The following is a 26,699-nucleotide window of genomic DNA, read 5'->3' on the forward strand; positions in this document are numbered from 1 at the left end:
AGCCGGAGAAACATGATGGAAGACTTCCGGACGAACCTCGTGCTCCATTCGACATTGCGGCCCAATGGCGATGTCGAACTCAGCATCGATCAGGAGGATATGCCGCCGCCCGCCGAGGATGAGATCATCGTCAGGATGCAGGCGGCGCCGGTCAACCCGACCGACCTGTTCCTGCTATGCGCCCTGGCCGACCCGGCCACTGCGCAGCGGGTGGAGCGGGACGGCGCGACCAAAACTGTCCTGCGCGCCGCGGATTGGGCCGCGAATGCGCTGTCCTCGCGCTGGGACAAGCCGATGGCGGTGGGCAGCGAAGGCGCCGGCCGTGTCGTCGCCGCAGGGCTGGGCAAGGCGGCGCAGGCGCTGATCGGGCGCACCGTCGCGCTTTGGGGCGCGGGCAGCTATGCCCGTTATTGCAAGGTTCGGACGGCAGACGCCATGCTGCTGCCGGACGATGTGTCGGCTGCCGAAGGCGCGTCCGCCTTCATCAATCCCATGACCGTGTTGAGCATGATCGAAACTATGCGGCGGGAGGGGTTCACGGCCCTGGTCCATACGGCGGCCGCGTCGAGCCTGGGACAGATGCTGGGCCGCCTGTGCCGGAAAGACGGCATCGGATTGGTCAATATCGTCCGCAGTCCCCAGCAGGTCGAATTGCTGCGGTCGGCGGGCGCCGAACATGTTTGCGACAGCAGCTCGGCCAGTTTCGATGAGGATTTGCAGGACGCCGTGCGGGTGACGGGCGCTCGCCTGGGCTTCGATGCGACTGGCGGCGGCACGCTTGCCAGCCGGATTCTCGCCGTGATGGAACGGGTGGAGATGGAGGGGAAGGGCAACCGGCAATATGGCTCCACCGGCAAGAAGAAGATTTATGTCTATGGCAAGCTGGATGCCGATCCGCTGCACTTGCTGGGCAATTATGGACTGTCCTGGGGAGTGGGCGGCTGGCTGGTTTATAATTTCATCGAAGAGGCCGGGAAAGATGTCGCGGAGCGCCTGAAAGCGCGAATAGCGACAGAAATCAAAACGACTTTCGCTACCCGGTACGGCAAGACCATCGACCTGGAGGAATTGTGCGATCCGGCCATGATAGCCTATGTGAGCCGGATGACGACAGGCGGGAAATGCCTTATCGACATGTCGCGATAATGGCCCCCGGCTTCTTCCATTCCTGAAATCATGCTGGGCGGCGGGACGGCTGACGGAAATCCGTCAGCCGTCCCGCCGGATCAGAGCAGTTCGATCGCCATCGCTGTCGCCTCTCCGCCGCCGATGCAGAGGCTGGCGACGCCGCGCTTGAGGCCGCGATTCTGGAGCGCCGCGATCAACGTCGCCAGGATGCGCGCGCCGCTGGCGCCGATGGGGTGGCCCAGCGCGGTGGCGCCGCCATTGACGTTCAGCTTGTCGTCGGGAATGCCCAATTCCCTGGCGGCGATCATCGCGACGACGGCGAAGGCTTCGTTGACTTCGAACAGGTCGACATCGTCGACCGACCAACCGGCCTTGCTCAACACCTTGCGCATGGCGGGCACGGGGGCGGTGGTGAATTTGGACGGCTCATGCGCATGGGCGGCGCACGCCACGACCCTGGCCACCATCTTCAGCCCCTGCCGCGCAGCGACGCTTTGGCGCGTCATCACCAGCGCCGCCGCCCCGTCCGAGATGGAGGAGGCGTTCGCGGCCGTGATCGTGCCGTCCTTCACGAAGGCGGGTTTCAGCGACGGGATCTTGTCCGGCTTCGCCTTGCCGGGCTGCTCGTCAGTGTCGACCAGCGTCTCGCCGCCGCGCCCCGGCACGGATACCGCCGCGATCTCCCGCACGAAGGCGCCGCCGGCGATGGCCGCATTGGCGCGCGCGAGCGACCGGATGGCATAATCATCCTGCTCGGCGCGGGTGAACTGATAATCCCGCACGGCTTCCTCCGCGAAGACGCCCATCGCCTTGCCGGGTTCATAGGCGTCCTCCAGCCCGTCCATCATCATCGTGTCGACGATGCGGTCATGGCCGATCCGGGCGCCCGAACGATGCTTGGGCAGGGCATAGGGCGCGTTGGTCATGCTTTCCATGCCGCCCGCCAGCACCACGTCCGCCGCGCCGGACGCCAATGCCTCATGCGCCATGATCGCCGCCTGCATGCCGGACCCGCACATCTTGTTGACCGTGGTCGCTTCGGTGTTGAGCCCAAGGCCCGCGCCCAGCGCCGCCTGCCGGGCGGGCGCCTGCCCCAGACCGGCGGGCAGCACGCAGCCCATATAGATGCGGTCGACGGCATCCGCGGCAACGCCGGCGCGCTCGACCGCGGCCTTGATCGCGGCGGCGCCCAGCTCGGTGGCTTTCAGCGGCGACAGCGCGCCCTGGAACCCGCCCATCGGGGTGCGTGCATAGCCGGCTATGATGATCGGATCGTCCTGCATCCACATTCTCCTTCAAAGCGCCCTTGCGATGACCATGCGCTGTATGTCCGACGTGCCTTCGTAAATCTGGCAGACGCGCACGTCGCGGTAGATTTTGGCGACGCCGAATTCCTCCAGATAGCCATAGCCGCCCAGCGTCTGCATGGCGCCGGAAACTATGGCCTCCGCCGCCTCCGCCGCGAACAGCTTCGCCATGGACGCTTCGGTCAGGCAGGGTGCGCCCGCATCCTTCACGCGCGCGGCGTTGAGCACCAATTGCCGTGCCGCCTCCAGCCGGGTCGCCAGGTCGGCCAGGCGGAAACCCACCGCCTGATGCTCGATGATCGGCTTGCCGAAGCTCTTGCGCTCCTTGGCATAGCCGACCGCGATCTCCAGCGCCGCCTGCGCCATGCCGACGCATTGGGCGGCGATGCCGATCCGCCCCGTCTCCAGATTGGCGAGCGCAAGCGCGTAACCCTGACCCGGCCGGCCGATCAGCAGATCGTCCTCCACGAACATATCCTCGAACCGCAGGGCGCAGGTGTCGGAGGCGCCCTGACCCATCTTATGCTCGACCTTGTCGACGATATAGCCGGGCCGGTCGGTCGGCGCGATGAAGGCGGACAGGCCCTTTTTCCCCGCCTCCGGATCGGTCACGGCGACGATCATGACCAGTCCGGCGATCCGGCCGGACGTGATGAACTGCTTGGCGCCGCTGATGCGCCAGCCGCCGTCGACCTTCACCGCGCGCGTGCGGATGGCCGAGGCGTCCGACCCCGCGTCCGCTTCGGTCAGGGCGAAGGCGCCGATGGTGCGTCCGCCGATCAGATCAGGCAGGAAGCGGCTTTTCTGCTCCGCGCTGCCATCCTTGAGCAGACCGGAGACGAGGATCGAGTTCTGGATCGACACGATGGTGGAAAGCGCGCCGTCGGCGGCCGCCAATTCCATGAGCGACAGGGCATAGGATACCGAATCCGCCTCCGCGCCGCCAAAGGCCTCCGGCGCGGTCATGCCCCAAAGGCCGAGGGCGGCCATCTGCTCGAACAAGGCGCGGGGATAGCCGCCTTCCGCCTCGAACCGGGCGGAATGGGGGCGGACCTCCTCCTGCGCGAAGGCGCGGACCGTGTCGCGGATCGCAAGCTGGGTTTCCGTCAGCATAGATATTCACCCATAAATTCCAGGCCGGACCGTCACGGCCGGACTCAGTGGCGCGGGTCGAGACCCTTGGTCAGAATGTCGACCAGTTTTTCCGCAATATCTTCGGCAGCGACGGCACCGCCGGGATCATGCCAGCGGGCCGGCCAGTTGAGCGCGCCGGCCAGGGCGAAGGCGGCCATCTTCACGTCGACCGGCGCGATCGAACCGTCCGCCATCGCCTCTTCGATCAGGGTGCGCAGCGCATTGTCGATCTCCCGCTTCAACTGGCGGTAACGCGGGCGGCTGGCGGGGGAGAGCGCCTCTTCCCCGGTGCGGACCACGCAGCGGCCGAAATCGTCCATATTGACCTCCGCATAGCGGCGCAGGAAGCGGATCAGGCGTTGGCGGCCGTCGCCTTCTTCCTCCCGCGCCCGCTCCGCAGCCGCGAGCAATTGCTGCAGGCCGATCGTGACGCATTCCAGCAGCACCTGATCCTTGTTGGCCAGATAATGATAGATGGTGCGTTTGGATATGCCCAGGCTGGCGGCGACATCGTCGAGCGACGTCGCGTGGAACCCCCGGTCGTTGAACATCCGCACGGCCGCGCGCAGCACCGCTTCGCGTTTCGCGGTGCGCTCCGCCTCCTTTTGGGCCGCGCTTCTGAAGGGGGAATGGGCGTCCATCGATCTCCTCTTTTCTCAGCCCGCAGCATTGACAGGAAACGCATAAATACGCAATGCACTTGAAAGTACATAACGCACTCATGGGTTTTTTGGAGAGTCGCATGGATATTGGCGGAGTCGCGGCCATCGTCACGGGGGGCGCTTCGGGTCTTGGCGGGGCCACGGCGGCGCGTCTGGCGAAGGCGGGCGCCAGGGTGACCCTGTTCGACCTCAACCCCGAACTGGGCATGGCCAAGGCCGAGGCGATCGGCGGGCAGTTCATCCAGGTCGACGTCGCGAACGAGGCGGCCGTGCAGGAAGCGGTGGAGGCCGCCGAGGCGCGTCACGGCATCGCCCGCATCCTCGTCAACTGCGCGGGCATCGCGCCGGCAGTGAAGACGGTGGGCAAGGACAATGCGCCGCATCCGCTCGACACGTTCCGCCGGACGATCGAAGTCAATCTGATCGGGACGTTCAACCTGATCGCCCGTTTCGCCGCCCGCGCGGCCGGCGCGGAGGAGGTGGACGGCGAGCGCGGCGTGATCGTCAACACGGCGTCGGTCGCCGCCTATGACGGGCAGATCGGCCAGGCGGCCTATAGCGCGTCGAAGGGCGGTGTCGTCGGCATGACCCTGCCGATCGCGCGCGATTTGGCCCAGCACAAGATCCGCGTGATGACCATCGCGCCCGGCATTTTCCTGACGCCGATGCTGGAGGCCTTTCCCCAGAATGTGCAGGATGCGCTGGGCGCGCAGGTGCCCCATCCCAGTCGCCTCGGAAAGCCGGACGAATATGCGCAACTGGTCGAAAGCATCATCGCCAATCCGATGCTGAATGGCGAGGTCATCCGCCTGGACGGCGCGATCCGCATGGCGCCGCGATGAGCGCCGCGTCCTCCGCCAATGCGGGAACGACCGCCGTCCGGGAAGCCCATCGCTTCGACGAGGCGCGGCTGGCGGCCTGGATGAGCGACCATGTGGCGGACTTCGCAGGGCCGCTGACGGTCGAGCAGTTCAAGGGCGGCCAGTCCAACCCGACCTACAAGCTGGTGACGCCCGCCCGGTCCTATGTACTGCGCCGCAAGCCGCCGGGGCAGGTGCTGAAGGGCGCCCATGCCGTCGAGCGGGAGGCGCGGGTGCTGTCGGCGCTGGGCAAGACCGGCTTTCCCGTCGCCCATGTCCATGGCCTGTGCACGGACGAGGAGGTCATCGGCAGTTGGTTCTATGTGATGGAGATGGTGGAAGGGCGCATTTTCTGGGACGCAACCTTTCCCGATGTCGGACGCGAGGAGCGGCCCGCCTATTTCGACGCGATGAACGGCACGATCGCGGCGCTTCACCGCCTCGATCCCAAAGCGGTCGGCCTGGGCGACTATGGCCGGCCCGGCAATTATTTCGAGCGGCAGATCGTCCGTTGGTCCAAACAATATCTGGAGGATGAGGCGGCGGGCCGCGATCCCGGCATGGACCGCCTGATCGAATGGCTGCCCACCGCCATTCCGGCCGGGGACGAGACGCGGGTCGTCCATGGCGATTTCCGCTGCGACAATATGATCTTCCACCCGACAGAGCCCCGCATTCTGGCCGTGCTGGACTGGGAATTGTCCACTCTGGGGCACCCGCTGGCCGATTTCGCCTATCATGCGATGATGTTCCGCATGCCGCCGGACATCGTGGCGGGGCTGGGCGGGGCCGACCTGCCCGCGCTGGGCATAGCCTCCGAGGAGGAATATCGCGCCGCCTATTGTCGCAATGCCGGTCGCCCGCTGATTTCGGACGCGGACTATGCCTTTTGCATCGCGTTCAACTTCTTCCGGCTGGCGGCGATCTTCCACGGCATCAAGGGGCGGGTGATCCGGGGCACGGCGGCGTCCGCCCATGCGAAGGAGCGGGTGGAAAGCCTGCCGCGCCTCATCGCCCTGGCGGTCGAGAGCATGGAGGCCTGCCGATAAGCGGCGCGCCGGTCGGCTTCCTCGCGAGGGACTGGCGCTCGATCCCGCCCGCTCAATAGTGGATCGCGCCGGGGGTGCCGCCGCCCGCCGCGATAGCGTCGCCGTTGATCGCGACGCTGCGCGGCGAGGCGAGGAAGGCCACGACGACCGCCACCTCCTCCGCCTCGATGATCCGGCCGGCCAGTGAATGGCCAAACAGCGCCTTTTCCGCCTGGGATTCGGAAATGCCCTCCGCCGCGGCCTTGCGCGCGACCGTTTCGGCCGTCTTTTCCGTGCGGGTGGCGCCGGGATGGACCACGGTGACGTTGATCCCCTTCGGGCCCAGCTCGTCCGCCAGATTTTTGGTGAGCGCGGCCACGGCGACATTGCGGGCCGACGCTGGAATGGTGAAGGCGCCGCGCGCCGCCAGCCCGCTGATGTTGATGATCCTGCCCCAGCCGTTCGCGACCAGATGGGGCGCTGCCGCCCGCGCCACCCGCAAATAGCCGACCAGCTTCGTGTCCAGCTCATCGAGCAGATAGCCCGATTCCACCCCGGCCACGCCCGGCATGGCGGGCGGCATGCCGGGGCGGGCGGCGTTGTTCACGACGATGTCCAGCCCGCCCAGCAAGGCGACGGCGTCCGCGATCAATGCGTCGACCTGCGCGTCGTCCCGCGTGTCTGCGGCCAGGGCATGAAGCTCGCCTCCGGTGTCGCGGGCCAGTTCGGCGGCCGTGGCGCGCCCGGCGTCGAGGTTGCGCGACGCGATGACCACGCGGACTCCTTCCTCCGCCAGCGCCCGCGCGATCGCCTTGCCGATGCCCCGGCTTCCGCCGGTGACGATCGCCCGCGTGCCCGACAATTGCAGATCCATCTTCCACCCCCATTTTCAAAAAGAGGCGGCAGTTTAGACGCGCTTCTGCGCGATCCGTTATGACGAGTTCCCATGAATAGATGATCTGTTGTCATGATAGGGGCTGGCCGCGCCGTCCCGCAGCCTCCCGTCCGCAAGTCAAAAAAGAAGCCCGCCACAAACGGGCGGGCTTCCTTTTCCCGGTCGGTGGGCGCACCCGATCAGTGCAGCCCTGATCCCCCGCCCGCCAGTTCCTTGGCGATGGTGCCGACCATGTCCTTGGCGTCCCCGAACAGCATCTGGGTGTTGCTGTTATAATAGATCGGATTGTCGATCCCGGCGAAGCCCGCGTTCATGGAGCGCTTGATCACGAACACCGACTTGGCCCGGTCCGCCTCGATGATCGGCATGCCCGCGATCGCGCTCTGCGGATCGTCGCGCGCCGACGGGTTGATCGTGTCGTTCGCGCCGATGATCAGCGCCACGTCCGTCTGCGGCAGTTCGGGGTTGATGTCGTCCAGCTCGATCAACTGCTCATAGGGCACGTTGGCCTCGGCCAGCAGCACGTTCATATGGCCGGGCATGCGGCCCGCGACCGGATGGATCGCGAACTTGACGTCGACGCCCTTCTTGGTGAGCGCCTGATAGAGTTCGCTGACCTTGTGCTGGGCCTGCGCCACGGCCATGCCATAGCCCGGAATGATGACGACGTTGCTGGCGTTCTCCAACTGCATCGCCGCTTCCTCGGCCGAAGCCGAACGGACCACGCGATCGTCCTTGCCGCCCGCCGCGCCCGCCACGACCTTGCCGAAGCCGCCGAACATGACGTTGGCGAAGCTGCGGTTCATCGCCTTGCACATGATGACCGCCAGGATGAAGCCCGACGCCCCGTCCAGCGCGCCCGCCACGATCAGCAGCTTGTTGCCCAGGGCAAAGCCCATGGCGCTCGCCGCCAGACCGGCATAGCTGTTGAGCAGCGCGATGACGGTCGGCATGTCCGCCCCGCCGATCGGGATCACCAGCAGGATACCGAACAGCAGCGCCAGCGCCACGAAGGCCGGGAACAGCCAGGTCTGCGTCGGATCGATCGCCAGCATGGCCCCGATCACCACCGTCGCCAGCGCCACGCCGCCGTTCAGCACGCGCTGACCGACGAAGGACACTGGCCGGCTGCCCATGATCTCCTGCAATTTGGCAAAGGCGATGACCGATGCGGTGCAGGTCAGGAAACCCAGCAGCATCTCGAACATCAGCGCCCACATGATGAAGCCGCCCGCATATTCGGCATGGGCGTGCTTGTAATATTCCGCCGCACCGATCAGGCCGACCGCCAGCGCGCCGAAGGCGTGACTGATCGCGGTCCGCTGCGGGATCGCGGTCATCGGCATCAGCAGCGCCATCGGAATGCCCGCCGCCGCGCCCGCGATCATCGCGATGATGATGAGATTATAGTCGACCACCTCATGCTGGACCAGCGCGCCGATAATGGCGACCAGCATGCCGATCTCACCGGCACGCACGCCACGGCGGGCTGTCGTGGGATGGCTCATCCACATCAGCGCCAGAATGAACAGCGACGATGCGATGATCGCCGCAAAGGGTACGAATGCGTTCATCTCACTTCCCCCGCGGCTTGAACATCTTGAGCATGCGGTCGGTGATCATGAAACCGCTGACCAGGTTCACCGTCGCGCAGAACACAGCGACGAAGCCCAGCGTCTTCGCCAGCGGCGTCGCGCCTTCCTCGCCCGTGATGCTGATCGCCCCCACGATCACCACCGCCGCGATCGCATTGGTCAGCGACATCAGCGGCGAATGCAGCAGCGGCGACACCTTCTTGATCAACTGGAAACCGACAAAGGCCGCCAGGATGAAGACGAACAGATAATCGGGATTAAGCGAACTCATTACAGTGCCCCCGTCAATTGAAGCAGCCTCTCGCTGACGACTTTCCCACCCTGCGTCACGCGGATGGCGTTGCCGATTTCCTCGTCCAGCACCGGCGCGTTCTGGTCCTTGTTCCAGAAGGCGGAGAGGAAGTTATAGAGGTTGCGCGCAAACAAGGCCGATGCGTCGGCGGCCAGGCGAGAGGGCACATTCTTGTGCCCGACGATCTTGACGCCGTGCCGCTCGACCACTTCGCCCAGCACCGCGCCCTCGACATTGCCGCCCTGCTCGACGGCGAGGTCGACGATCACGCTGCCCGGCTTCATCGACGCGATCTGCGCGTCGGTAATCAGGCGCGGCGCGGGCTTGCCAGGGATCAACGCCGTGGTGATGACGATGTCCTGCTTGGCGATATGGCCGGACACCAGTTCGGCCTGCGCCCTTTGATAATCCTCGGACATTTCGGTGGCATAGCCGCCCTTGCCCTCGCCCTCGATCCCGGCGACGCTCTCCACGAAGATCGCCTTGGCGCCCAGGCTCTCGATCTGCTCCTTGGTCGCGGAGCGCACGTCGGTCGCGGAGACCTGCGCGCCCAGGCGCCTGGCGGTCGCGATTGCCTGAAGGCCCGCGACGCCGACGCCCATGATGAAGGCCTTGGCCGGAGACACCGTGCCCGCCGCCGTCATCATCATCGGGAAGGAGCGGCCATATTCAGCTGCCGCGTCCAGCACCGCCTTGTAACCGGCAAGGTTGGACTGCGAGGAGAGGATGTCCATCGACTGCGCGCGGGTGATGCGCGGCATGAATTCCATCGCCAGCGCCTCGAACCCCGCAGCCGCATAGGCGTCGATCCGCGCCCGCTCGACGAAGGGATTAAGGCCCGCGACGATCCAGGCGCCGGGCTTGGCGCCCGGGATGCTGGCCACGTCCGGCCCCTGCACGCCCAGGATGATGTCGGCCCCCGCCACCGTCGCGGCGCGGTCCGCCACGGTCGCGCCCATGGCGGCATAGTCTGCGTCGGAAATGGCGGCGGTCAGGCCAGCGCCCGTCTCCACCGCGACCTCGGCCCCGAGAGCCTTGAACTTCTTGACTGTCTCCGGCGTGCCGGAAACGCGGCGCTCATCGGGCGCCATCTCTTTCAATATGCCGATCTTCACTCCATCCACCCTCGTCATGCGCTGACAAGGCCCTCGCTCGGCCGAAGCCGCCCGCTGTCCCTGCCTTTGCCTTAAATGTGCCCATTATCGACCGCTAGCCGTTCCAATAATGGCAAATGGGAAAGAATCAAACCATTAATATGCATGTTATATAAAAGATCGCGCCAGGAGTGCCCTTTGGCGCTCAAATTCGCTATGGGCGTCGGACGCCGAACGAGGAGCAAGATGAGCAGCCGCAAGCAAAATTCCCGTGAAGGATTGGTGACGGCTGCCGTGGCGAAGCTGCGCGACATGATCGTGGCGCAACCGCCCGAGGCGCAGATCGGATCGCTGCCGGACCTGGCGAAAGCTTTGGGGGTGGGCATCGTCACCGTGCAGCAGGCCGCGCGCGTGCTGGAGCATGAAGGCTTTCTGAAGGTCCGCCGCGGGCCCGGCGGAGGCTATTACGGGACGCGGCCCGATGCGGAGGGGTTGAGCCAGGCCATTTCGGGCTTCCTGGCGCTGCATCATTCGGCGCATCCCGAGGCGATCGACATCATCACCTTGCTCGATTGCGAACTCATGGCGGCGGCGGCGCGGGCGACAAATGACGAGCTCCGGCAGAAACTCGCGGCGCTCGTCAAATCCATCGACGGGCGCAACACGGCGCGTCAGCGCGGCGCCTTCGATCAAAGCATGCTCGACATTCTTTACCTGATGGTCGACCGCCCGCTCATGGAGCTGCTTTCCCGCGTGGCCGTGCACCATTATGCCGAATATCCCCGCGGGCCGGTCTATGGCGGAAGCGACGGCAAGCAGCGCTGGAAACGGGAAAGGCGGGCCATCATCGCCGCGATCCTCGATGGCGACCCGGAGCGTGCCCGGTTCGAAGCCCAAAGACGACGTCGCGAGATCATGCGCCAGCTCGACGCCGCGATCTGAGGCAGCCGCCATCATGAAAAAAAGGGCGGAACGGCCAAAAACCGTTCCGCCCGATCAACCGGGGGCATTGGAGGGGTAGGGCGGCGTGCAGTCCGCCCCGCCCCCGGATGAATAGCGTCAATATTTCACGCGGATGCTCGCACCGTAGAATTTGTCGTCGATGCGGATGTCGTGCGGGAAGGCGGGCGAGTCGAAATAGCTGTAATATTTGCCGCCGTTCACGTTCACGCCGTCCACCGTCACGGTAATGTTCGGGGTCACGTCATAGCCGACCGAGAAGTCGAGGCGGCCATTGGACTTGACCTTGTTGAACTGGCTGCTGAAGTCCGGACTTGTGAGGGTACCGGCACCGAACAGCGTCTCATTATAACCCGAGCGCCACGTATAGACGACGCGGGCGGTGATGCCGTACTTCTCGTAGAGCGCGCCGGCGGTGTAGCTATATTTGGAGACGCCGAGCAGTTCCTTGCCCTCCAGCAGATCGCCGGGGGTGGTGACTTCGCTGTCCGCCAGCGTGAAGGTGCCCATCACGCCGAAACCGTCGAAACCTTCAGGCAGGAAGTCGAAGAAGGCCTGGCCCGCCACTTCGATGCCCTTGAGCTTCGAGGAACCGAGATTGCGCGGCTGGACGATCTGATAGGTGTTGCCGTCGATGACCTGGATCGAGGTCGACGGCGCGACGCGGTCCTTGAGCTTGCGGTAATAGCCCGCGACCGACACATAGCTGGAACGTCCGAAATAATATTCCGCCGTCACGTCGAAATTGTCGGACATCTGCGCCTTAAGGTCCGGGTTGCCGCCCGAACCGGCCAGGATGACGTTCGGGTTGCCGCCCGGCGCCGCCAGCGACAGGCCAGGATTGAGATCGCCAAAGGTCGGACGCGCCACGGTCTTGGCATAGTTGGCGCGGAACTGCAGTTCCGGCGTGACGCGGAAGCGGATGCTGGCGTTCGGCAGGGCATAGAAGTCGCGGGTGTTGCGGCTGACCGGATCGAACAGGTCGGCGCCGCCCGGACCCGCGCCGATCAGGCGCGAGGTGCCGTCCAGCGTGCGCTTCGTGTCGACCAGTCGAACGCCGACAAGGCCGTCGATCAGTGACGAACCGCCCAGATCGATCTGATATTTGCCCTGGATATAAGCCGCCCAGGTCTTTTCCGAAGCGTCATAGTTGCGCGTCGGGTCCCAGGCCGGATCGCCCGCCGGGGCGCCGTAGAGCGCGCGCAGATCATCCGTGTTGCTCAGCAGATAGTCCGCGTTCGGCGTGTACCAGTGCGATCCGTTGTTGATGTACGGGATCGAGTCCGGCGAACGCACCATGAAGTCCGACGGCAGCCCCACCGAGGAGACCAGCGTGCCGCGGTTCGGCCCCGGGAAGCCCGGCCCGCCGGCAAAGGCCCGGAAGGAACCGGCGCGGTCGGAATAGCGCAGGCCTACCTGGAACTGACGCAGGAAATTGCTGTCGATGTCGAAGGCGGAATCGAGCTTGAAGGCATATTGGCGGCTGTTCGACTTGTTCAGATCCTGGAACAGCGAGTTCGCGAAGACGAAGCCGTCCGGATTGCCGAGCGGATCGCCCTGCATCACGGTGGTGCCATGGCCGTTGTCGTCGACGATGATATCCACCGACGCGCCATGCTTGGCAGTGTCGACGATGATCGCGCGGTTCGAATTCTTCGACTGGATATAGCTGCCGTCGAAGACCAGATGCACGACATCGCTGTCCCATTTGAGACCACCGCCGAAGACATATTGGTCGGTGCGCTGTTTCTTCGCCTGGGTGCTGGTGAGCACGTCGACGCCGTTGAAGGTGGCCGACTTGCCGATGCACAGATTCTCGACGTTGCCGCCGCCGGGGAAGCCGTTATCCGCCACATTGGCGGTGAAGCAATCGTCCCCTGCGACCGCATTGGTGATCGAGCTGCCGGCGAACAGGTCGGAGAAGATGAAGTTCGTCGCGAAGGTCGAGCGATAGCCGGTGTAGAGGCCATCGAGATAGAATTGCAGTTCCGGGGTGATCTGCCACTGGAAGGCGGCGTTGATCTGCGGGCGGGTGTTGTGGCCGGTATCGGTCAGGCCGCCGACGCAGGTGGGCAGGACGACATTGGCTGCGCCCGCCGGGCCATGATTGCTCGACCGCGGATCGCAGTTGAAGGAGATCGGCCGGCTGAAATTGTTGCGCCCATAGGAAACGTCGACCAGCAGGCCCATTTCGCCATCGCCCGCATCCCAGCGGTTCGACACGAGGATGCCGCCGGTATAGCTGGTCTTGTCCGAAACAGTGCCGCGATAGGCGCGGCCGGCCGAATCGGGTAAAATGGATGGGAGGCGAACATTTCTTCCGCTGATGACAGCAAGATCGAACCGGGCCCGAAGCTGCGCTCCCGCGCATGGTTCGACGATCCCAGCCATCCTGACATGACGGCGCTCTACCTGGAGCGCTATCTGAATTATGGCCTTTCGATCGAGGAGATGCAGTCGGGCCGCCCGATCATCGGCATCGCCCAGTCGGGCAGCGATCTGGTGCCGTGCAATCGCCATCATCTGGTTCTTGCCGAGCGGATCAAGGCGGGTATCCGGGACGCGGGCGGCATCCCGATCGAATTTCCGAGCCATCCGCTACAGGAAACCGGCAAGCGGCCGACCGCGGGCCTTGATCGCAACCTGGCCTATCTCAGTCTCGTCGAGCTGCTCTACGGCTATCCGATGGATGGCGTGGTGCTGACGATCGGCTGCGACAAGACCACGCCCTCCGCGCTGATGGCGGCGGCGACGGTGAACATTCCCGCGATCGCGCTGTCGGTCGGTCCGATGCTCAACGGCTGGCATGAGGGGAAGCGCACCGGCGCAGGCACCATCATCTGGAAAGCGCGCGAGATGCTGGCGAAGGGCGAGCTGGACTATCAGGGCTTCCTGAAGCTGGTCGCTTCGGGCTCGCCCTCGACCGGCTATTGCAACACGATGGGCACGGCGACGACGATGAACTCGCTGGCCGAAGCGCTGGGCATGTCGCTGCCCGGATCGGCGGCGATCCCCGCGCCCTATCGCGACCGCCAAGAATGCGCCTGGGAGACGGGGCGCGTCATTGTCGAGATGGTGAAGGCCGACCGCAAGCCCTCCGACATCCTCACCCGCACGGCTTTCCTCAATGCGATCCGGGTGAATTCGGCCATTGGCGGGTCGACCAATGCGCCGATCCACCTCAACGCCATCGCCCGCCATATCGGCGTCGAACTGACGCTGGAGGATTGGGAGGAGCAGGGGGCCGACGTGCCGCTGCTGGTGAACCTCCAGCCCGCCGGCGAATATCTGGGCGAGGATTATTACCGCGCGGGCGGCGTGCCCGCTGTGATGGGCGAATTGCTCAAGGCGGGTCTGATCGACGGCAATGCGCTCACCGCCAATGGCCGCACCGTCGCGGAGAATCTGGCGGGCGCGAAAATCCATGACGAGGATGTGATCCGGCCGTTCGAGCGCCCGCTGAAGCAGGCGGCCGGGCTGGCCGTCCTCAGCGGCAATCTGTTCGAGGGCGCCGTGATGAAGCTGTCGGTGATCTCGGAGGAGTTCCGTAGCCGCTATCTCTCCGATCCCGAGCATCCCGACAGGTTCGAAGGCCGCGTCGTCGTGTTCGACGGGCCGGAGGATTATCACCAGCGCATTGACGACCCGGGCCTTGGCATTGACGAGAATTGCATCCTCGTCATTCGCGGGGCGGGGCCGGTCGGCTATCCGGGCGGCGCCGAAGTGGTGAACATGCGTCCGCCCACAGCGTTGATCCGCGCTGGCATCCACGCCTTGCCCTGCATCGGTGACGGGCGGCAGTCCGGCACGTCGGGCAGCCCCTCCATCCTCAACGCCTCGCCGGAGGCGGCGGTCGGCGGTGGCCTCGCGCTGCTGCGCACTGGGGACCGGGTGCGCATCGACCTTAAGAACCGCAGCGCGGACATGCTGGTCGATGATGCGGAGATCGCCCGTCGGCGGGAGGAACTTGCGGAGATCGAACGCGCCGTCACGCCTGAATCGCAGACGCCCTGGCAGGAAATTCAGCGCAGCCTGGTCGGCCAGTTCGCGACCGGCGCGATCCTGGAAGGCTCCGAAAAATATCAGCGCATCGCCCAGACGCGCGGATTGCCGAGGGACAGCCACTGATGGATCACGTGCGCGTCATCGCCCGCGACCGCGTGGATATTCTGGGCGAGGGGCTGTTCTGGTCGGTCCGCGATGGCGTGCTGCTGTGGACCGATATTCTCGGCAAGCGGATCAACCGCCTGACGCCCGCCACCGGGCAGGTCGAGAGCTGGGAAACGCCGGATGTCGTCGGCTGGATCATCGGCCGGGCCAGCGGCGGCTTCGTGGCCGGGATCGGCCGTTCGGTCGCCAGCGTGTCGCTCGATCCCTTTTCCTGCGAGACGTTGGCAGCCATTCCCGGCGAGCCGGAGGCCAACCGCGTCAACGACGCTGCCGCTGATGCGCAGGGTCGCCTCTGGCTGGGCACGATGCCCTTCGCTTGCGATGTGCCGACAGGGGCTTTCCACCGCTTCGCGAAGGGCGCTTTCACTCGCGCCGACGCCACGCCCTATACGATTCCCAACGGCCCTACGATCGATCCCGAAGGGCGGTTCCTGCTGCACACCGACAGCGCGATGGGCGTGATCTTCCGCTATGCGCTGGAGGATGGGACGCTTGGCAAGCGCGAACCGTTCATCAGCTTCGAGGCGGGCTGGGGCGCGCCGGACGGCATGACCTTCGATGCCGAGGGGTATCTCTGGGTCGCGTGCTGGGGCGCCTCCTGCGTCACCCGCTTCGCGCCGGACGGCACGCCGGTCCGCCGCATCGCGCTGCCCGCAAGCCAGATCAGCAATTGCGTGTTCGGTGGCCCAAACCTCGACCGGATATATGTCACCAGCGCGGCCGATGGCGTCGAGGAAGCGCAGGGCGGCGCGCTGTTCGAGATCGATCCGGGTTGCCGCGGGCTTCCCCCATTCCTTTACCAAGACTGAAGTTTCGAGAGGAGAGACGATGCTCAGGACCATGACCGCCGTCGCCCTGCTGGGCGCGGTGTCGACTTCCGCGCTGGCGGCCGAGGCCCGGCGCGAGACCTTCGGCCGGATGCCCGACGGCACGGCGGTAGAGGCGGTGACGCTCACCAACGCCAAGGGCATGTCGGTGCGCGTGATGACGCTGGGCGCGTCGATCCAGTCGGTGATGATGCCGGGCCGCGACGGCAAGGCGGTGGACATCGCGGTCGGCTATGACGATCTGGCGGGCTATGCGAATGACGGCCAGTTCTTCGGTGCCACGGTGGGCCGGGTCGCCAACCGCATCGCCAAGGGCAAGTTCAGCTTCGATGGCAAGGCCTATGCAGTGCCCGTCAACAACGGTCCCAATTCGTTGCATGGCGGCACCAAGGGTTTCGACAAGGTCGTCTGGACGATCCGCGAGGTGAAGCAGGGCCAGAAAGCGGGCGGCGTAGTGAGCGTCACCATGCGCTATGTCAGCCCCGACGGCGATCAGGGCTATCCCGGCACGCTGACCACCGACGCGACCTATGCGCTGGACGAGCAGAATGTTCTGACGATCAGCTACACCGCGACCACGGACAGGCCGACCGTGGTCAACATTTCCAACCACGCCTATTGGAACCTCGCGGGGCCGGGCCGCACGGCGATGGACCATGTGCTGACCATCCCGGCGGATCGCTTCACGCCCACCGACGCGACTTCCATTCCGTTTGGTCAGCACCGCAGCGTCGCGGGCACCGTGTTCGATTTCCGCCAGCCTACCCCGGTCGGCGCGCGGGTGCGCGAAGGCGGCGACGAGCAGATCCGCTACGGACGCGGCTATGACCATAATTGGGTGGTCGGAAACGCCGTCACCAAAGACCAGCATCTGATGGCCCGCGTCACCGAACCCGCGTCCGGTCGCGGCTTCGAACTCTGGTCGAACCAGCCGGGCCTGCAATTTTATTCGGGCAATTTCATGGACGGCACGATCGTTGGCAAGGCCGGGCAAATCTACCGCGAGGGCGACTCGCTGGTGTTCGAGCCGCAGCTTTTCCCGGACAGCCCGAACCAGCCGCAATTTCCGTCGGTCCGCCTCGATCCGGGCAAGACCTACCGGAACGTCATGACCTACAAATTCTTCGTCGCACAATAAGAGGGGACTGTTCGTGAAAGCTCTCGCCATCTGCCTGCTGGCCTCTGTCGCCGCGCTGACCGCCATGCCTGCCGATGCCCGGCCGCAATGGACCCCTGCAGAAGCCAAGGCTTGGTACGCCAAGCAGCCCTGGCTGGTCGGCTCCAACTATGCGCCCGCCAACGCCATCAACCAGCTTGAGATGTGGCAGGCGGAGACGTGGGACCCTGCGCGAATCGACCATGAGCTGGGTCTTGCGGAGGGCATCGGCATGAACACCATGCGCGTGTTCCTGCACGATCAGCTCTGGCAGCAGGACCCGGAAGGCTTCAAGAAGCGCATCGACCAGTTCCTGACGATCGCGGCGAAGCACAAGATCAAGCCGCTGTTCGTGCTGTTCGATAGTTGCTGGGACCCCAATCCAGTGCTCGGCCCGCAGCGCCCGCCCATCCCCGGCGTCCATAATTCCGGCTGGGTCCAGAGCCCCGGCCTGCCCGCGCTGCGGGATCCGGCGCAGGAACCGCGCCTGAAGGCCTATGTGCAGGGCGTGATCGGCGCCTTCGCGAAGGACGACCGCGTGCTTGGCTGGGATCTGTGGAATGAGCCGGACAATGGCGCCGACCAGTATAAGGGCCAGGAAGGCAAGCAGCCTTTGGTCCTTGCCCTGCTCACCAAAGTCTATGGCTGGGCGCGTGACGTGGACCCGACGCAGCCGCTCACCTCGGGCGTGTGGCAGCATGACGACTGGAAGACCGAAAGCGCGCTGACGCCGATGGAGAAGCTGCAGCTCAGCCAGTCGGACGTGATCTCCTTCCACGACTATAACTGGCCGGAGAAATTCCAGGACCGCGTAAACCAGCTCAAAATCTATGGCCGTCCGATTCTGTGCACCGAATATATGGCGCGGGGCAATGGCTCGACCTTCGACGGCTCGCTGCCGATCGGCAAGCGCGAGAATGTGGCGATGATGAACTGGGGCTTCGTCGACGGCAGGACGCAGACCCGCCTGCCGTGGGATTCGTGGAAAAAGCCCTATACCCAGGACGAGCCGACCATCTGGTTCCATGAGGTCTTCCGCAATGACGGCACGCCCTATCGCCAGGCCGAAACCGACCTGATCCGCTCGCTGGCCAAGGCGCCCAAGGGCGTCGTGCCCGCGAAGAAATAAGCCGGTCAGCCGGTCCGAGGAGAGAGCTGCATGCGCACCGTCCCGCTATTAGCCGCTTTCTGCGGCCTTGCGCTATCCGTCCCTGCCCATGCCGCGCCGGTGTGGGCAGGGGCGTGGGGCTATGCTCCGGCCGATAGCGATGCGCGGGAGCCTGAACAGCCGCCCGGCACCTATCGGTACCGGGTGCGGCTGACGCAAGCGGGCGACGCGTTGCAGCTCAGTTTCAGCAATGCGGAAGGGGACAGGCCGCTGGCGATCGCGGCGGTCAGCATTGCCGATCCGTCGGCGGCCATGGGCACGGAGATCGGCGCCAATCCGCTCCGCCCGCTCACTTTCTCAGGCAAGTCCGGGATCGCGCTGCCCGAGGGACATACGGTCGTCAGCGATCCGCTGGCCGCGCCGTTCCGCGTCGGGCAGGACGTGATCGTCAGCGTCACCTTCACGACGCCGACGCGGCCTGCGCGCACCAACCTCGGACTGGAAATGGCGTTCGCGCCCGCCGGGGCCGAGCCGCAGTTCACGCCGATCAAGGTGCGCTCCTATCTCTCGCTCGCGTCGGTGCGGGCAAAGCGGGCGCCCTGCACCGTGGTCGCCTTCGGGGATTCGATCACCGACGGCTTCCTTGGCCTTTCGCCGCAGACCCGCGGCTGGCCGGGCCGTCTGGCCGAGCGTCTGGCGGCGCTGCCCTCTGCCCGGCGCTGCGGCGTCGTCAATATGGGCATCAGCGGCAATCGCGTGCTGCGCCGGGGCCGGGCGACCTCCGCGCTCGACCGCTTCTGGCGCGACGTGGCGAGCGTGCCCAATGTCACCCAAGTGATCTTCCTGGAGGGCATAAACGACATCGGTGCCGGCAAAGACAGCGGCCCGGAGGCGACGACGCCCGACCAGCTCGTCCAGGGCTATCGCCAGTTCGTGGCGCGGGCCCATGCGCTGGGGATCAGGGTGATCGGCGGGACCATGACGCCCGCGCTCCATGCGGGCTATATGTCGCCCGCCAAGGAGCAGACGCGGCAGGAGGTGAATACCGCGATCCGGAGCGGGGAGATTTTCGACGATGTGGTCGATTTCGACGCGGCGGTGCGCGATCCGGCGTCGCCTGCCGACTTGCGACCCGACTATGATCCGGGCGACCACCTCCACCCCAATGACGCGGGCCTGCGCGCCATGGGGGATGCGGTGAATCTTTCGGCGCTCCGCCCGGCAAATTGAAGCAGGCGAGGGCCGTCCGGGTCACGGCGCTGGGGCGGAGACCGGCTCGCCCGCGCGGGAGGGCACAGGGAAGATCGGCATCCCGTCCTGGCTCCATTCCATACGCTGCACGCGGGGGGAGCGCGCGGCGGTGCATTTCCGGTCCGCGCCGTCATTGGCGTGATAGACGATCCATGTCTGCCTGCCGCCCTCGGTCGTGAAGAAGCCGTTGTGGCCGGTCGCATAGACATTGTTCTGCGGCGCCTTGGCCAGCACCGGGCGCTGCGACTTGGTCCAGCTTGCCGGGTTCATGGGATCGCTGCCGGGCTTGGCGTGAAGCAGGCCGAGCGCATAATCGTCCGACCAGCAGGCGCTGGCCGAATAGGTGAGGAACAGGTCGCCCTTGGGGCCGGGCAGAAATTCCGGACCCTCCAATATCTGCCGTCCGCCCTGACGCTCGAACGGCTGGTCGGGGCGCGCGATCACCGTTTCGCCGGGGCCGAGCGTCCATGCATTGGTCATCGGCGCGATGGCGAGCACGCTGTCCGGCCCGTCATAGGCCGAATAAACAAAATAGCGCTGGCCGCCATGCTCGAACACGGTGCCGTCCAGACCCGTCATGCGCGTGTTGACGCGCCTTCGATCGATCCATTCGCCTTTCAGCGGATCGGCGTTCGCATTCTCCAGCACGAAGACGCCGCGATGGGCATCGTCATCATGCCCGGCCTCTGCGGCGGTGTAATAGACATACCATTTGCCGTCGAGCCGGTGCAGCTCCGGCGCCCAGATGGAGATCGCATTGGGGCCGCTGGCAGGCGGGGTCCAGATCACATGCTCGGGCGCGTCGGCCAGTTTCGCGAGATCATTGGTCTGGCGGATGGCGATGCGGTCGCCTTTGGTGCCCAGGAAATAGAAGGTCGCGCCATGATGGACGATCCACGGGTCAGGCCCGCTCGACAGCAGCGGATTGGCGAGCGTCGGGGCGGCCTGCTGCGTGCTGGCGGTGGCGCAGCCGCCAAGCGCCAGCATGGCGGCCAGAGTCAGGGGAGTCAGCGTCAGGGGAGCGAAGGCGCGGATCACGAGCGGTCCTCCCGTCCGGCCCAGCCTTGCGCGAAGGCGCGGGCGTTGGCGGCGATCTCTTCCGTGGTCGCGCCGACGCGATAAAGCGCCGATCCCAGCCCGAAACCGTCCGCGCCCGCCTGACGCCAGGGTTCCATATTGGTCGGCGTGATGCCGCCGACCACCAGCAGCGGCACCTCTTTGGGCAGCACCGCCCGCTGCGCCTTGACCACGGCGGGGGTCGCCGCCTCCGCCGGGAACAGCTTGAGCCCGCGCGCGCCCGCCGCGAGCGCGGCGAAGGCTTCGCTCGGCGTGAAATAGCCGGGCAGCGAGACCATGCCGCGCCGGGCGGTCTCGGCAATGACGGCGATGTCGGTGTTGGGCGAAACCACCATCGCGCCGCCGGCATCCTGCACCAGCGCCACCTGATCGACGGTCAGCACCGTGCCTGCGCCGACGATGGCGGCATCCTCGACGTGGCGCGCCAGCTTTTCGATGCTGAGCAACGGATCGGGCGAATTGAGCGGCACTTCGATCAGGCGAAAGCCCGCTTCAACCAGCGCGTCGGCGGCCGCCTCCACCTCATCGGGGCGGATGCCGCGCAGGATGGCGACGAGCGGAAGTTGCGAGAAGGCGTCGGAAAAATCGATCATGCTTTGATGTCCCAGATGCGGGTGATGCCGGCGACGAAGGAGGCGTGGCTGTCGACGACGACAGCTTGCCCTCCGGCGATGGCGATGGCGGCGGAATAAAGTCGCGCAAGCAGGCCGTCGGCAAGCAGATGGACCTGCTGCCCCGGCTGCGTGATCCGTGCCCGGCAGTCGCTGCCGAGCAGCAGGCCGCTGACATAGCCGGCCGCCGCGCCGGGCGCGCGTCTGCCCAGCACCGCCGCGGCGCGCACGCCGAACAGGGCGGAAAGCAAGTCCCGGTCGGCGCTGGCTTCGACGCCCTTGCGGAAATCCTCATCCGCGTCGACCTCGCCGGTCATTTCGCTGCCGATCAGCGCGTGACCCTTCAGCAGCGCGAACATCTCGCCGGTCATGGCGGTGGTGAAGTCGGCAAGCGCGCTGTCCTGCATCACTGCCCATTTGGCATGGGTGCCCGGCTGGCACAGCAGCGCGTCGCCGGGGGCCAGCCCCGCCGCGACCGCGCCCAGAAGCTGCACTTCCTCGCCGCGCATGACGTCCTGCCGCTCGTCGCCGTCGCGGCAGACGCCCGGCACGATGGCGACGCCTTCTTCGGGCGAGACGAGGCGCGCCGCAAGGTCCGCCAGCGAAGCCGGAGCGGGCACATAGCCCGCATCATGCCATCCCCGGTTGGAGCCGACCATGCCCGCGAGCAGCATGGGTAGCCCGCCATGGCGCTCGCGCAGTCCCGCCACGGCTGCGGGAAAGCCGCCCGCCGGAACCGAGAGGATGCCCATATCGTCGCGCTCGGTCGCGACGACCTCGCCACCCTCGATCAGATAGGCGCGGCGGTTGGTCGTGCCCCAATCGACCGCGATGAACGCCGCGCCGCTCACCAGAACACCGCGTAGAGGACGCAAAGCACCAGAATCACCGCGATCGCTCCTGCATTGAACCCGGTTGAGGTGGCATAGCGCACGTCCCCGGTCGCTATGCTGTCCTTGTCGCGCCGCGCCGGGGTGGCGAGGGAGACGGCGACCGCCAGCGCCAGCGCCGCGAGGAAGACCAGGCCCATGCGGTCGAGGAAGGGGACCTCCGGCGCCCAGAGCTTGAAGCCCCAGGACAGCGCCACCGATGCCACCGCCGCCGTGATCGCGCCCGGCTCATTGGCGCGCCGCCAGAACAGGCCGAGCAGGAAGATCACGGTGATGCCCGGCGTGAAGAAGCCCGTGAACTCCTGGATGAACTGGAATGCCTGCTCGCTGGAGCCGACCAGCGGCCGCGCCGTGAGGATGGCGATGACGATCGCGATCGCGGCGGCGACGCGGCCCACCAGCACCAGATGGCGTTCCCGCCTTTCGCCGGGTTCCTCCATCCTGCGGAACTTGGCCCAGACGTCGAGCGTGAAAATGGTGGCGATCGAGTTGATCTTCGAGGCGGTGGACGCGATGATCGCCGCCACCAGCGCCGCGAAGACGAGGCCCAGCAGGCCCGGCGGCAGCAGCCGCATCATCGTCGGATAGGCTTCGTCCGGCTTGGCGAGGTCGGGCGCCAGGACGACGGCGGCGATGCCCGGCAGCACGATGATGATCGGCATGATGAGCTTCAGGAAGGCCGCGAACAGCATGCCGCGCTGCGCCTCGTCCACTGACTTCGCCGCTAGGGCGCGCTGGATGATATATTGGTTGAAGCCCCAATAGCTGAGGTTCGCGATCCACATGCCGCCGACCAGCACCGAAAGGCCGGGCAGGTCCATATAATGCGGGTCGCCTTTCTGGAGGATCATGTGGAAATGGTCGGGCGCGCGTTCGACCAGGCGCGAGAAACCGGCGACGACGCCTGCGCCCCCGCCGATCTCGCCCAGCGTCAGCACGGCGATGATGAGCCCGCCCAGAACCAGCAGCGTCACCTGCACGATGTCGGTCAGCGCCACCGCCTTCAGCCCGCCGCGAAGCTGATAGAGCAAGGCGAAGACGCCGAGCGCGACCAGAGCCACGTCCTGGTTCACGCCCGCCACCTTCATCACCGCGACCGATCCGAGCCAGATGATGCTGGTCAGGTTCACGAAGATGTAGAGGACCAGCCAGAATATCGCCATCAGCGTGCGGATGCCGTTGCCGTAGCGCCGCTCCAGGAACTGCGGCATGGTGTAAATCTCGTTGCGCAGGAAGATCGGCAGGAAGAATTTGCCGACGATCAGCAGCGTTGCCGCCGCCATCCATTCATAGGAAGCGATGGCGAGGCCGATCGCATAGCCCGAACCGGACATGCCGACGATCTGCTCCGCCGAGATGTTCGCCGCGATCAGCGAGGCGCCGATGGCCCACCAGGGCAGGTTCTTCGACGCCAGGAAATAGTCGGTCGAGTTTTTCGGCCCGGCCCCCGCCTTGTCGCGGCTGACCCATTGCGCGAGGCCGAATATGCCGATCGCGTAGATCACGACCACGCTGATGTCGATCGTCGCCAGTCCCATCTCAACTCCCCAATCTTCCGACGTCAGTGGAACATGCCAGCCACTTGGCCCGAATCGCAATCCGGGTCCGCCGATCCTGTCTTCATAAAACGCATATTTATAATATCAATCTTGACAATGCACCTTCGCAGCGGTCTATCTCCCGCCGAACAATTTATGGGAGACGGAAATTGGCTCGGGGCAAATCGCTTCTCGCGTTCGCTGCGGCATCGGCCGCCATCACGCTTTCGCTGGTGCAGGTTCCCGCCGCGGCGCAGTCGCAACCGGCGCGCGCCGAAGTCGTGCCCGGCGCGCCGGAGACGCCCTATGTCGATCCGGACAAGGCCTATCTCTTCGCCCACATGACCAAGGAGCGCTATGGCGTGCTCTATTATTCGGTCAGCCGCGACGGGCTGCACTGGCAGCAGATCAACGGCGGCAGGCCGGTGTCGGAGGATTATCACGGCCACGCGTCGATCGCGCGCGGGGGCGACGGGCGCTATTATCTGGTCGGCAACAAGAGCGACGAAGACCCCTATATCCGATTCTGGGTCTCCGACGATCTCGTTGGCTGGAAACCCTATGGCACCTACCGCCCCGACCTGTCGAACATCCCCGGCCTGCCGCACGCCATGCAGCGGATCGGCGCGCCCAAGCTGTTCTTCGACAAGCCGTCGGGCCAGTTCCTGCTGAGCTGGCACACCGCCACCGTCCCCGGCGTTCCCGAAGACCCGGAGCGCTATTGGGCCAGCCAGCGCACGCTCTATGTCCTCTCGCCCGATCTCAAGCGCTTCGCGAAGCCGCCGCGCCGGCTGTTCGACTGGGACATGGCGACGATCGACACCTTCATCCGGCCAGAGGCGGACGGCAGTGCCTATTGCGCGATCGTGAAGGATGAGCGCTATCCCAGCTACAATTGGACCACCGGCAAGACGGTGCGCATTTCCTGCGCCAAGGATCTGCTCGGCCCCTATCCGCTGCCGGGACCGCCGGTCAGCCCCAATTTCCGCGAGGCGCCGACCGTGATCCGCGCGCCGAACGGCGAGGATTGGCTGATGTACTATGAACAATATGCGGGGACGAGCTATGGCTTGTCCAAGGCGCCGCGCCTGACGGGGCCGTGGTTCCAGGTTTCGGGCAATTCGGGCGTGCCGGAATGGAATCGCTTCGAGATGCCGGCCGGGCTGCGCCACGGCTCCATGGTCGAGATCAGCAAGGCGCAATATGACGCGCTGGTGAAGGCGTTTCCGAACAAGTGAGAAGTGACGGCCGACGGACGCGAAAGGCTTGACGCAGCCTCTGGTCACGGCAAGCCTGTCCGAATTATCATATGAATCGACTTATCATATGAAAGAACCTTGTCTGCGCCGGAGCGGGCATTACCATAGGTTGCCGGAAAACGGAGCGGATAAGGACAGCATCTTGACAGGGGCATCTCATCTCATCGTCGACGAACCGGCGGCGCAGCTTGGCCGCAATCTGACCTACGGTCTGCTCGACAGCATCGGCCGCGCCATCGTCACCGGCCGGTTCGACAATGTCGTCTTCCCCACCGAGGCGGAGCTTGCCAAGCAGCATGGCGTCAGCCGCTCCGTCACGCGGGAAGCGGTCAAGATGCTCACCGCCAAGGGCCTGTTGAGCGCCCGCCCGCGACAGGGCACGACGGTGCAGCCGACCTCCTCCTGGAATTTGTTCGACACCGACGTGCTGCGCTGGATGCTGGAACGCCAGCTTTCGGTGGACCTGCTGCGCCAGTTCAACGAGCTGCGCGTGGCGGTCGAGCCGGAGGCCGCAGCCCTCGCCGCGCGTGTGGCGGGAGAGGAAGACATCAAACGCATCGACGAGGGGCTTCAGCGCATGCAGGCGGCTGAAAACGGCCTCGACGACCCGCTGGAGGCGGACATCGCCTTCCATGTCGCCGTCCTGCGCGCCTCGAAAAATCCCTTCTATATCCAGCTTCGCGACGTGGTGAGCACCGCGCTGCGCACTTCGATCCGCTTCACCAACCGCATCAAGGGCCGCACCGCCGACGTCGTCGAGCATGCCAAGGTGCGCGACGCCATCGTCTCGCGCGATCCCGACGGGGCGCGGATAGCGATGCGACGGATCATCGGTGACGTGCTCCTGCTCATCGAGGATCGGCTACCCTAGGGTCAGGTTGCCCGGTCCGGTCGGTCGCGGCGCCCGCAAATATAAGAGGATTTATCGTGGAGCCTGTCCGATTGGGTCTCGTGGGCGTCGGCAAGATCGCCAGCGACCAGCATCTGCCCGCCATCGCCGCCGACGATCGCTTTCTCCTCGCCGCGACCGCCAGCCATCAGGGCCGGGTCGAGGGGGTGGACGGCTATCATGACATTGGTGCGATGATGGAGGCTTGCCGGCTTGACGCGGTTTCGCTGTGCACGCCGCCGGACGGGCGGTATGAGCAGGCTCTGGCCGCGATCGAGGCCGGGCTGCACGTCATGCTGGAAAAGCCGCCGGCGGTGACGCTCTCGCACGCCGAAGCGCTGGTGCGGGCGGCGCGCAAGGCGGAGGTGACGCTATTCGCCGCATGGCACTCCCGCGAGGCGGCAGGCGTGGCTCCGGCGCGTGCATGGCTCGCGGACAAGCGCATCCTGGCCGTCCGCATAGATTGGCGGGAAGATATACGCCGCTGGCATCCCGGCCAGGAGTGGATTCTCGGCCCCGGCGGCTTCGGCGTCTTCGATCCCGGCATCAACGCCCTGTCGATCGCGACGGAGATACTGCCCCACGAACTGCTGCTTGAGCATGCCAGGCTGGACGTGCCGGCGGGGCGCATGTCGCCCATTGCCGCCGATCTTGCGATGCGCTGCGGCGAGGCCCAGGTGCGCGCCGGGTTCGACTTTCTTCAGACCGGTGCGCAGAGCTGGTCGATAGAGGTCGACACCGACAGGGGCACTCTGCGCCTCGCCATGGGTGGCAGCGTCCTGCACCTTCCCGGCGAGCGGGAGCGAACCGAGCCGGATCGGGAATATCCGCGCCTCTATGCGCGCTTCGCGGCGTTGATCCAGGCGCGGAAAAGCGATGTGGATGTGCGTCCGCTTCGCCTGGTATCCGACGCTTTCCTGATCGCGGAGCGGCGGATCACCGCGCCTTTTGCCTTTTAGGGTGGGCGT

At 65.8% G+C, this 26,699-nt stretch carries 24 protein-coding genes; 12 read left to right on the forward strand and 12 right to left on the reverse strand.

What is annotated here, in order from left to right:
• The first annotated feature begins 12 nt into the window (after window positions 1-12).
• Complete coding sequence (locus HUK72_RS21055; RefSeq protein WP_176598544.1) at window positions 13-1,146, forward strand: zinc-binding dehydrogenase; 1,134 nt, start codon at window positions 13-15, stop codon at window positions 1,144-1,146.
• Window positions 1,147-1,226: 80 nt separating this feature from the next.
• Here the strand turns inward: HUK72_RS21055 and HUK72_RS21060 are convergent, their stop codons facing one another.
• The 3 genes from HUK72_RS21060 to HUK72_RS21070 are packed head-to-tail and all read right to left on the reverse strand — an operon-like array spanning window position 1,227 to window position 4,210.
• Complete coding sequence (locus HUK72_RS21060) at window positions 1,227-2,411, reverse strand: acetyl-CoA C-acyltransferase (protein WP_176598545.1); 1,185 nt, start codon at window positions 2,409-2,411, stop codon at window positions 1,227-1,229.
• 12 nt (window positions 2,412-2,423) lie between these two features.
• Window positions 2,424-3,548 carry an acyl-CoA dehydrogenase family protein gene (locus HUK72_RS21065; RefSeq protein ID WP_176598546.1) on the reverse strand — a complete coding sequence of 375 codons (1,125 nt, stop codon included), beginning with the start codon at window positions 3,546-3,548 and terminating at the stop codon, window positions 2,424-2,426.
• A 44-nt stretch (window positions 3,549-3,592) separates the two neighbouring features.
• Entirely contained in the window at window positions 3,593-4,210 is a 618-nt protein-coding gene (locus tag HUK72_RS21070; RefSeq protein WP_176598547.1) for a TetR/AcrR family transcriptional regulator, read from the reverse strand.
• Between the two features lie 101 nt (window positions 4,211-4,311).
• On the opposite strand from HUK72_RS21070, the gene HUK72_RS21075 reads away from it, so the two are divergent.
• Both HUK72_RS21075 and HUK72_RS21080 read left to right on the forward strand, forming a co-directional pair.
• Window positions 4,312-5,073, forward strand: coding sequence for an SDR family NAD(P)-dependent oxidoreductase (locus HUK72_RS21075; RefSeq protein WP_176598548.1), 762 nt, complete (start codon window positions 4,312-4,314; stop codon window positions 5,071-5,073).
• Window positions 5,070-6,140 (forward strand): phosphotransferase, encoded by a 1,071-nt coding sequence (locus tag HUK72_RS21080; protein WP_176598549.1) that lies wholly within the window; start codon window positions 5,070-5,072, stop codon window positions 6,138-6,140. The genes HUK72_RS21075 and HUK72_RS21080 overlap by 4 nt, the downstream gene beginning before the upstream one ends.
• A gap of 52 nt (window positions 6,141-6,192) precedes the next feature.
• Here the strand turns inward: HUK72_RS21080 and HUK72_RS21085 are convergent, their stop codons facing one another.
• From HUK72_RS21085 to HUK72_RS21100, 4 genes are all read right to left on the reverse strand, one after another.
• The gene (locus HUK72_RS21085) at window positions 6,193-6,993 is read right to left on the reverse strand and encodes an SDR family NAD(P)-dependent oxidoreductase (protein ID WP_176598550.1); all 801 of its coding nucleotides are present in this window, start codon (window positions 6,991-6,993) and stop codon (window positions 6,193-6,195) included.
• Between the two features lie 200 nt (window positions 6,994-7,193).
• Window positions 7,194-8,588, reverse strand: coding sequence for an NAD(P)(+) transhydrogenase (Re/Si-specific) subunit beta (locus tag HUK72_RS21090; RefSeq protein ID WP_176598551.1), 1,395 nt, complete (start codon window positions 8,586-8,588; stop codon window positions 7,194-7,196).
• Window position 8,589: 1 nt separating this feature from the next.
• Window positions 8,590-8,880, reverse strand: coding sequence for an NAD(P) transhydrogenase subunit alpha (locus tag HUK72_RS21095; protein WP_025549500.1), 291 nt, complete (start codon window positions 8,878-8,880; stop codon window positions 8,590-8,592).
• Complete coding sequence (locus tag HUK72_RS21100; protein ID WP_176598909.1) at window positions 8,880-10,016, reverse strand: NAD(P) transhydrogenase subunit alpha; 1,137 nt, start codon at window positions 10,014-10,016, stop codon at window positions 8,880-8,882. The genes HUK72_RS21095 and HUK72_RS21100 overlap by 1 nt, the downstream gene beginning before the upstream one ends.
• 225 nt (window positions 10,017-10,241) lie before the next feature.
• On the opposite strand from HUK72_RS21100, the gene HUK72_RS21105 reads away from it, so the two are divergent.
• Window positions 10,242-10,937, forward strand: a complete 696-nt coding sequence (locus HUK72_RS21105) for a FadR/GntR family transcriptional regulator (RefSeq protein WP_176598552.1) — start codon at window positions 10,242-10,244, stop codon at window positions 10,935-10,937.
• Window positions 10,938-11,054: 117 nt separating this feature from the next.
• On the opposite strand, the gene HUK72_RS21110 is transcribed toward HUK72_RS21105, so the two are convergent.
• Complete coding sequence (locus HUK72_RS21110) at window positions 11,055-13,346, reverse strand: TonB-dependent receptor (RefSeq protein ID WP_255325892.1); 2,292 nt, start codon at window positions 13,344-13,346, stop codon at window positions 11,055-11,057.
• Between the two features lie 6 nt (window positions 13,347-13,352).
• Between HUK72_RS21110 and HUK72_RS21115 the strand changes: the two genes are divergently transcribed.
• The 5 genes from HUK72_RS21115 to HUK72_RS21135 are packed head-to-tail and all read left to right on the forward strand — an operon-like array spanning window position 13,353 to window position 19,446.
• Complete coding sequence (locus HUK72_RS21115) at window positions 13,353-15,083, forward strand: IlvD/Edd family dehydratase (RefSeq protein WP_255325893.1); 1,731 nt, start codon at window positions 13,353-13,355, stop codon at window positions 15,081-15,083.
• A complete protein-coding gene (locus HUK72_RS21120; protein WP_176598553.1) occupies window positions 15,083-15,934 on the forward strand; it encodes an SMP-30/gluconolactonase/LRE family protein in 852 nt (283 codons plus the stop codon). The genes HUK72_RS21115 and HUK72_RS21120 overlap by 1 nt, the downstream gene beginning before the upstream one ends.
• Window positions 15,935-15,953: 19 nt before the next feature.
• A complete protein-coding gene (locus tag HUK72_RS21125) occupies window positions 15,954-17,090 on the forward strand; it encodes an aldose epimerase family protein (protein WP_176598554.1) in 1,137 nt (378 codons plus the stop codon).
• 13 nt (window positions 17,091-17,103) lie between these two features.
• Complete coding sequence (locus HUK72_RS21130) at window positions 17,104-18,237, forward strand: cellulase family glycosylhydrolase (RefSeq protein ID WP_369806031.1); 1,134 nt, start codon at window positions 17,104-17,106, stop codon at window positions 18,235-18,237.
• A 30-nt stretch (window positions 18,238-18,267) separates the two neighbouring features.
• Window positions 18,268-19,446 carry an SGNH/GDSL hydrolase family protein gene (locus HUK72_RS21135; protein ID WP_176598555.1) on the forward strand — a complete coding sequence of 393 codons (1,179 nt, stop codon included), beginning with the start codon at window positions 18,268-18,270 and terminating at the stop codon, window positions 19,444-19,446.
• Window positions 19,447-19,467: 21 nt separating this feature from the next.
• Here HUK72_RS21135 and HUK72_RS21140 read toward each other — a convergent pair whose 3' ends face one another.
• Genes HUK72_RS21140 through HUK72_RS21155 form a run of 4 tightly spaced genes read right to left on the reverse strand, consistent with a single transcriptional unit; the run spans window position 19,468 to window position 23,583 of the window.
• Window positions 19,468-20,505 (reverse strand): family 43 glycosylhydrolase, encoded by a 1,038-nt coding sequence (locus tag HUK72_RS21140; protein WP_369806032.1) that lies wholly within the window; start codon window positions 20,503-20,505, stop codon window positions 19,468-19,470.
• Entirely contained in the window at window positions 20,502-21,137 is a 636-nt protein-coding gene (locus HUK72_RS21145; protein WP_176598556.1) for a 2-dehydro-3-deoxy-6-phosphogalactonate aldolase, read from the reverse strand. Before HUK72_RS21145 ends, HUK72_RS21140 begins: the two co-directional genes overlap by 4 nt.
• Window positions 21,134-22,030, reverse strand: coding sequence for a 2-dehydro-3-deoxygalactonokinase (locus HUK72_RS21150; RefSeq protein ID WP_176598557.1), 897 nt, complete (start codon window positions 22,028-22,030; stop codon window positions 21,134-21,136). The genes HUK72_RS21145 and HUK72_RS21150 overlap by 4 nt, the downstream gene beginning before the upstream one ends.
• Window positions 22,003-23,583 carry a sodium/solute symporter gene (locus tag HUK72_RS21155; RefSeq protein ID WP_176598558.1) on the reverse strand — a complete coding sequence of 527 codons (1,581 nt, stop codon included), beginning with the start codon at window positions 23,581-23,583 and terminating at the stop codon, window positions 22,003-22,005. Before HUK72_RS21155 ends, HUK72_RS21150 begins: the two co-directional genes overlap by 28 nt.
• 170 nt (window positions 23,584-23,753) lie before the next feature.
• On the opposite strand from HUK72_RS21155, the gene HUK72_RS21160 reads away from it, so the two are divergent.
• The 3 genes from HUK72_RS21160 to HUK72_RS21170 all read left to right on the forward strand — a co-directional run bounded on the left by HUK72_RS21160 (window position 23,754) and on the right by HUK72_RS21170 (window position 26,690).
• Window positions 23,754-24,821, forward strand: a complete 1,068-nt coding sequence (locus HUK72_RS21160) for a family 43 glycosylhydrolase (RefSeq protein ID WP_176598559.1) — start codon at window positions 23,754-23,756, stop codon at window positions 24,819-24,821.
• A gap of 163 nt (window positions 24,822-24,984) precedes the next feature.
• The gene (locus HUK72_RS21165; protein WP_176598560.1) at window positions 24,985-25,713 is read left to right on the forward strand and encodes a FadR/GntR family transcriptional regulator; all 729 of its coding nucleotides are present in this window, start codon (window positions 24,985-24,987) and stop codon (window positions 25,711-25,713) included.
• A gap of 53 nt (window positions 25,714-25,766) precedes the next feature.
• The gene (locus tag HUK72_RS21170) at window positions 25,767-26,690 is read left to right on the forward strand and encodes a Gfo/Idh/MocA family protein (protein WP_176598913.1); all 924 of its coding nucleotides are present in this window, start codon (window positions 25,767-25,769) and stop codon (window positions 26,688-26,690) included.
• The last annotated feature ends 9 nt before the right edge of the window (window positions 26,691-26,699 follow it).

Source organism: Sphingobium sp. 15-1 (assembly GCF_013375535.1).
In the GTDB taxonomy this organism is placed as follows: Bacteria; Pseudomonadota; Alphaproteobacteria; order Sphingomonadales; family Sphingomonadaceae; genus Sphingobium; species Sphingobium aromaticivastans.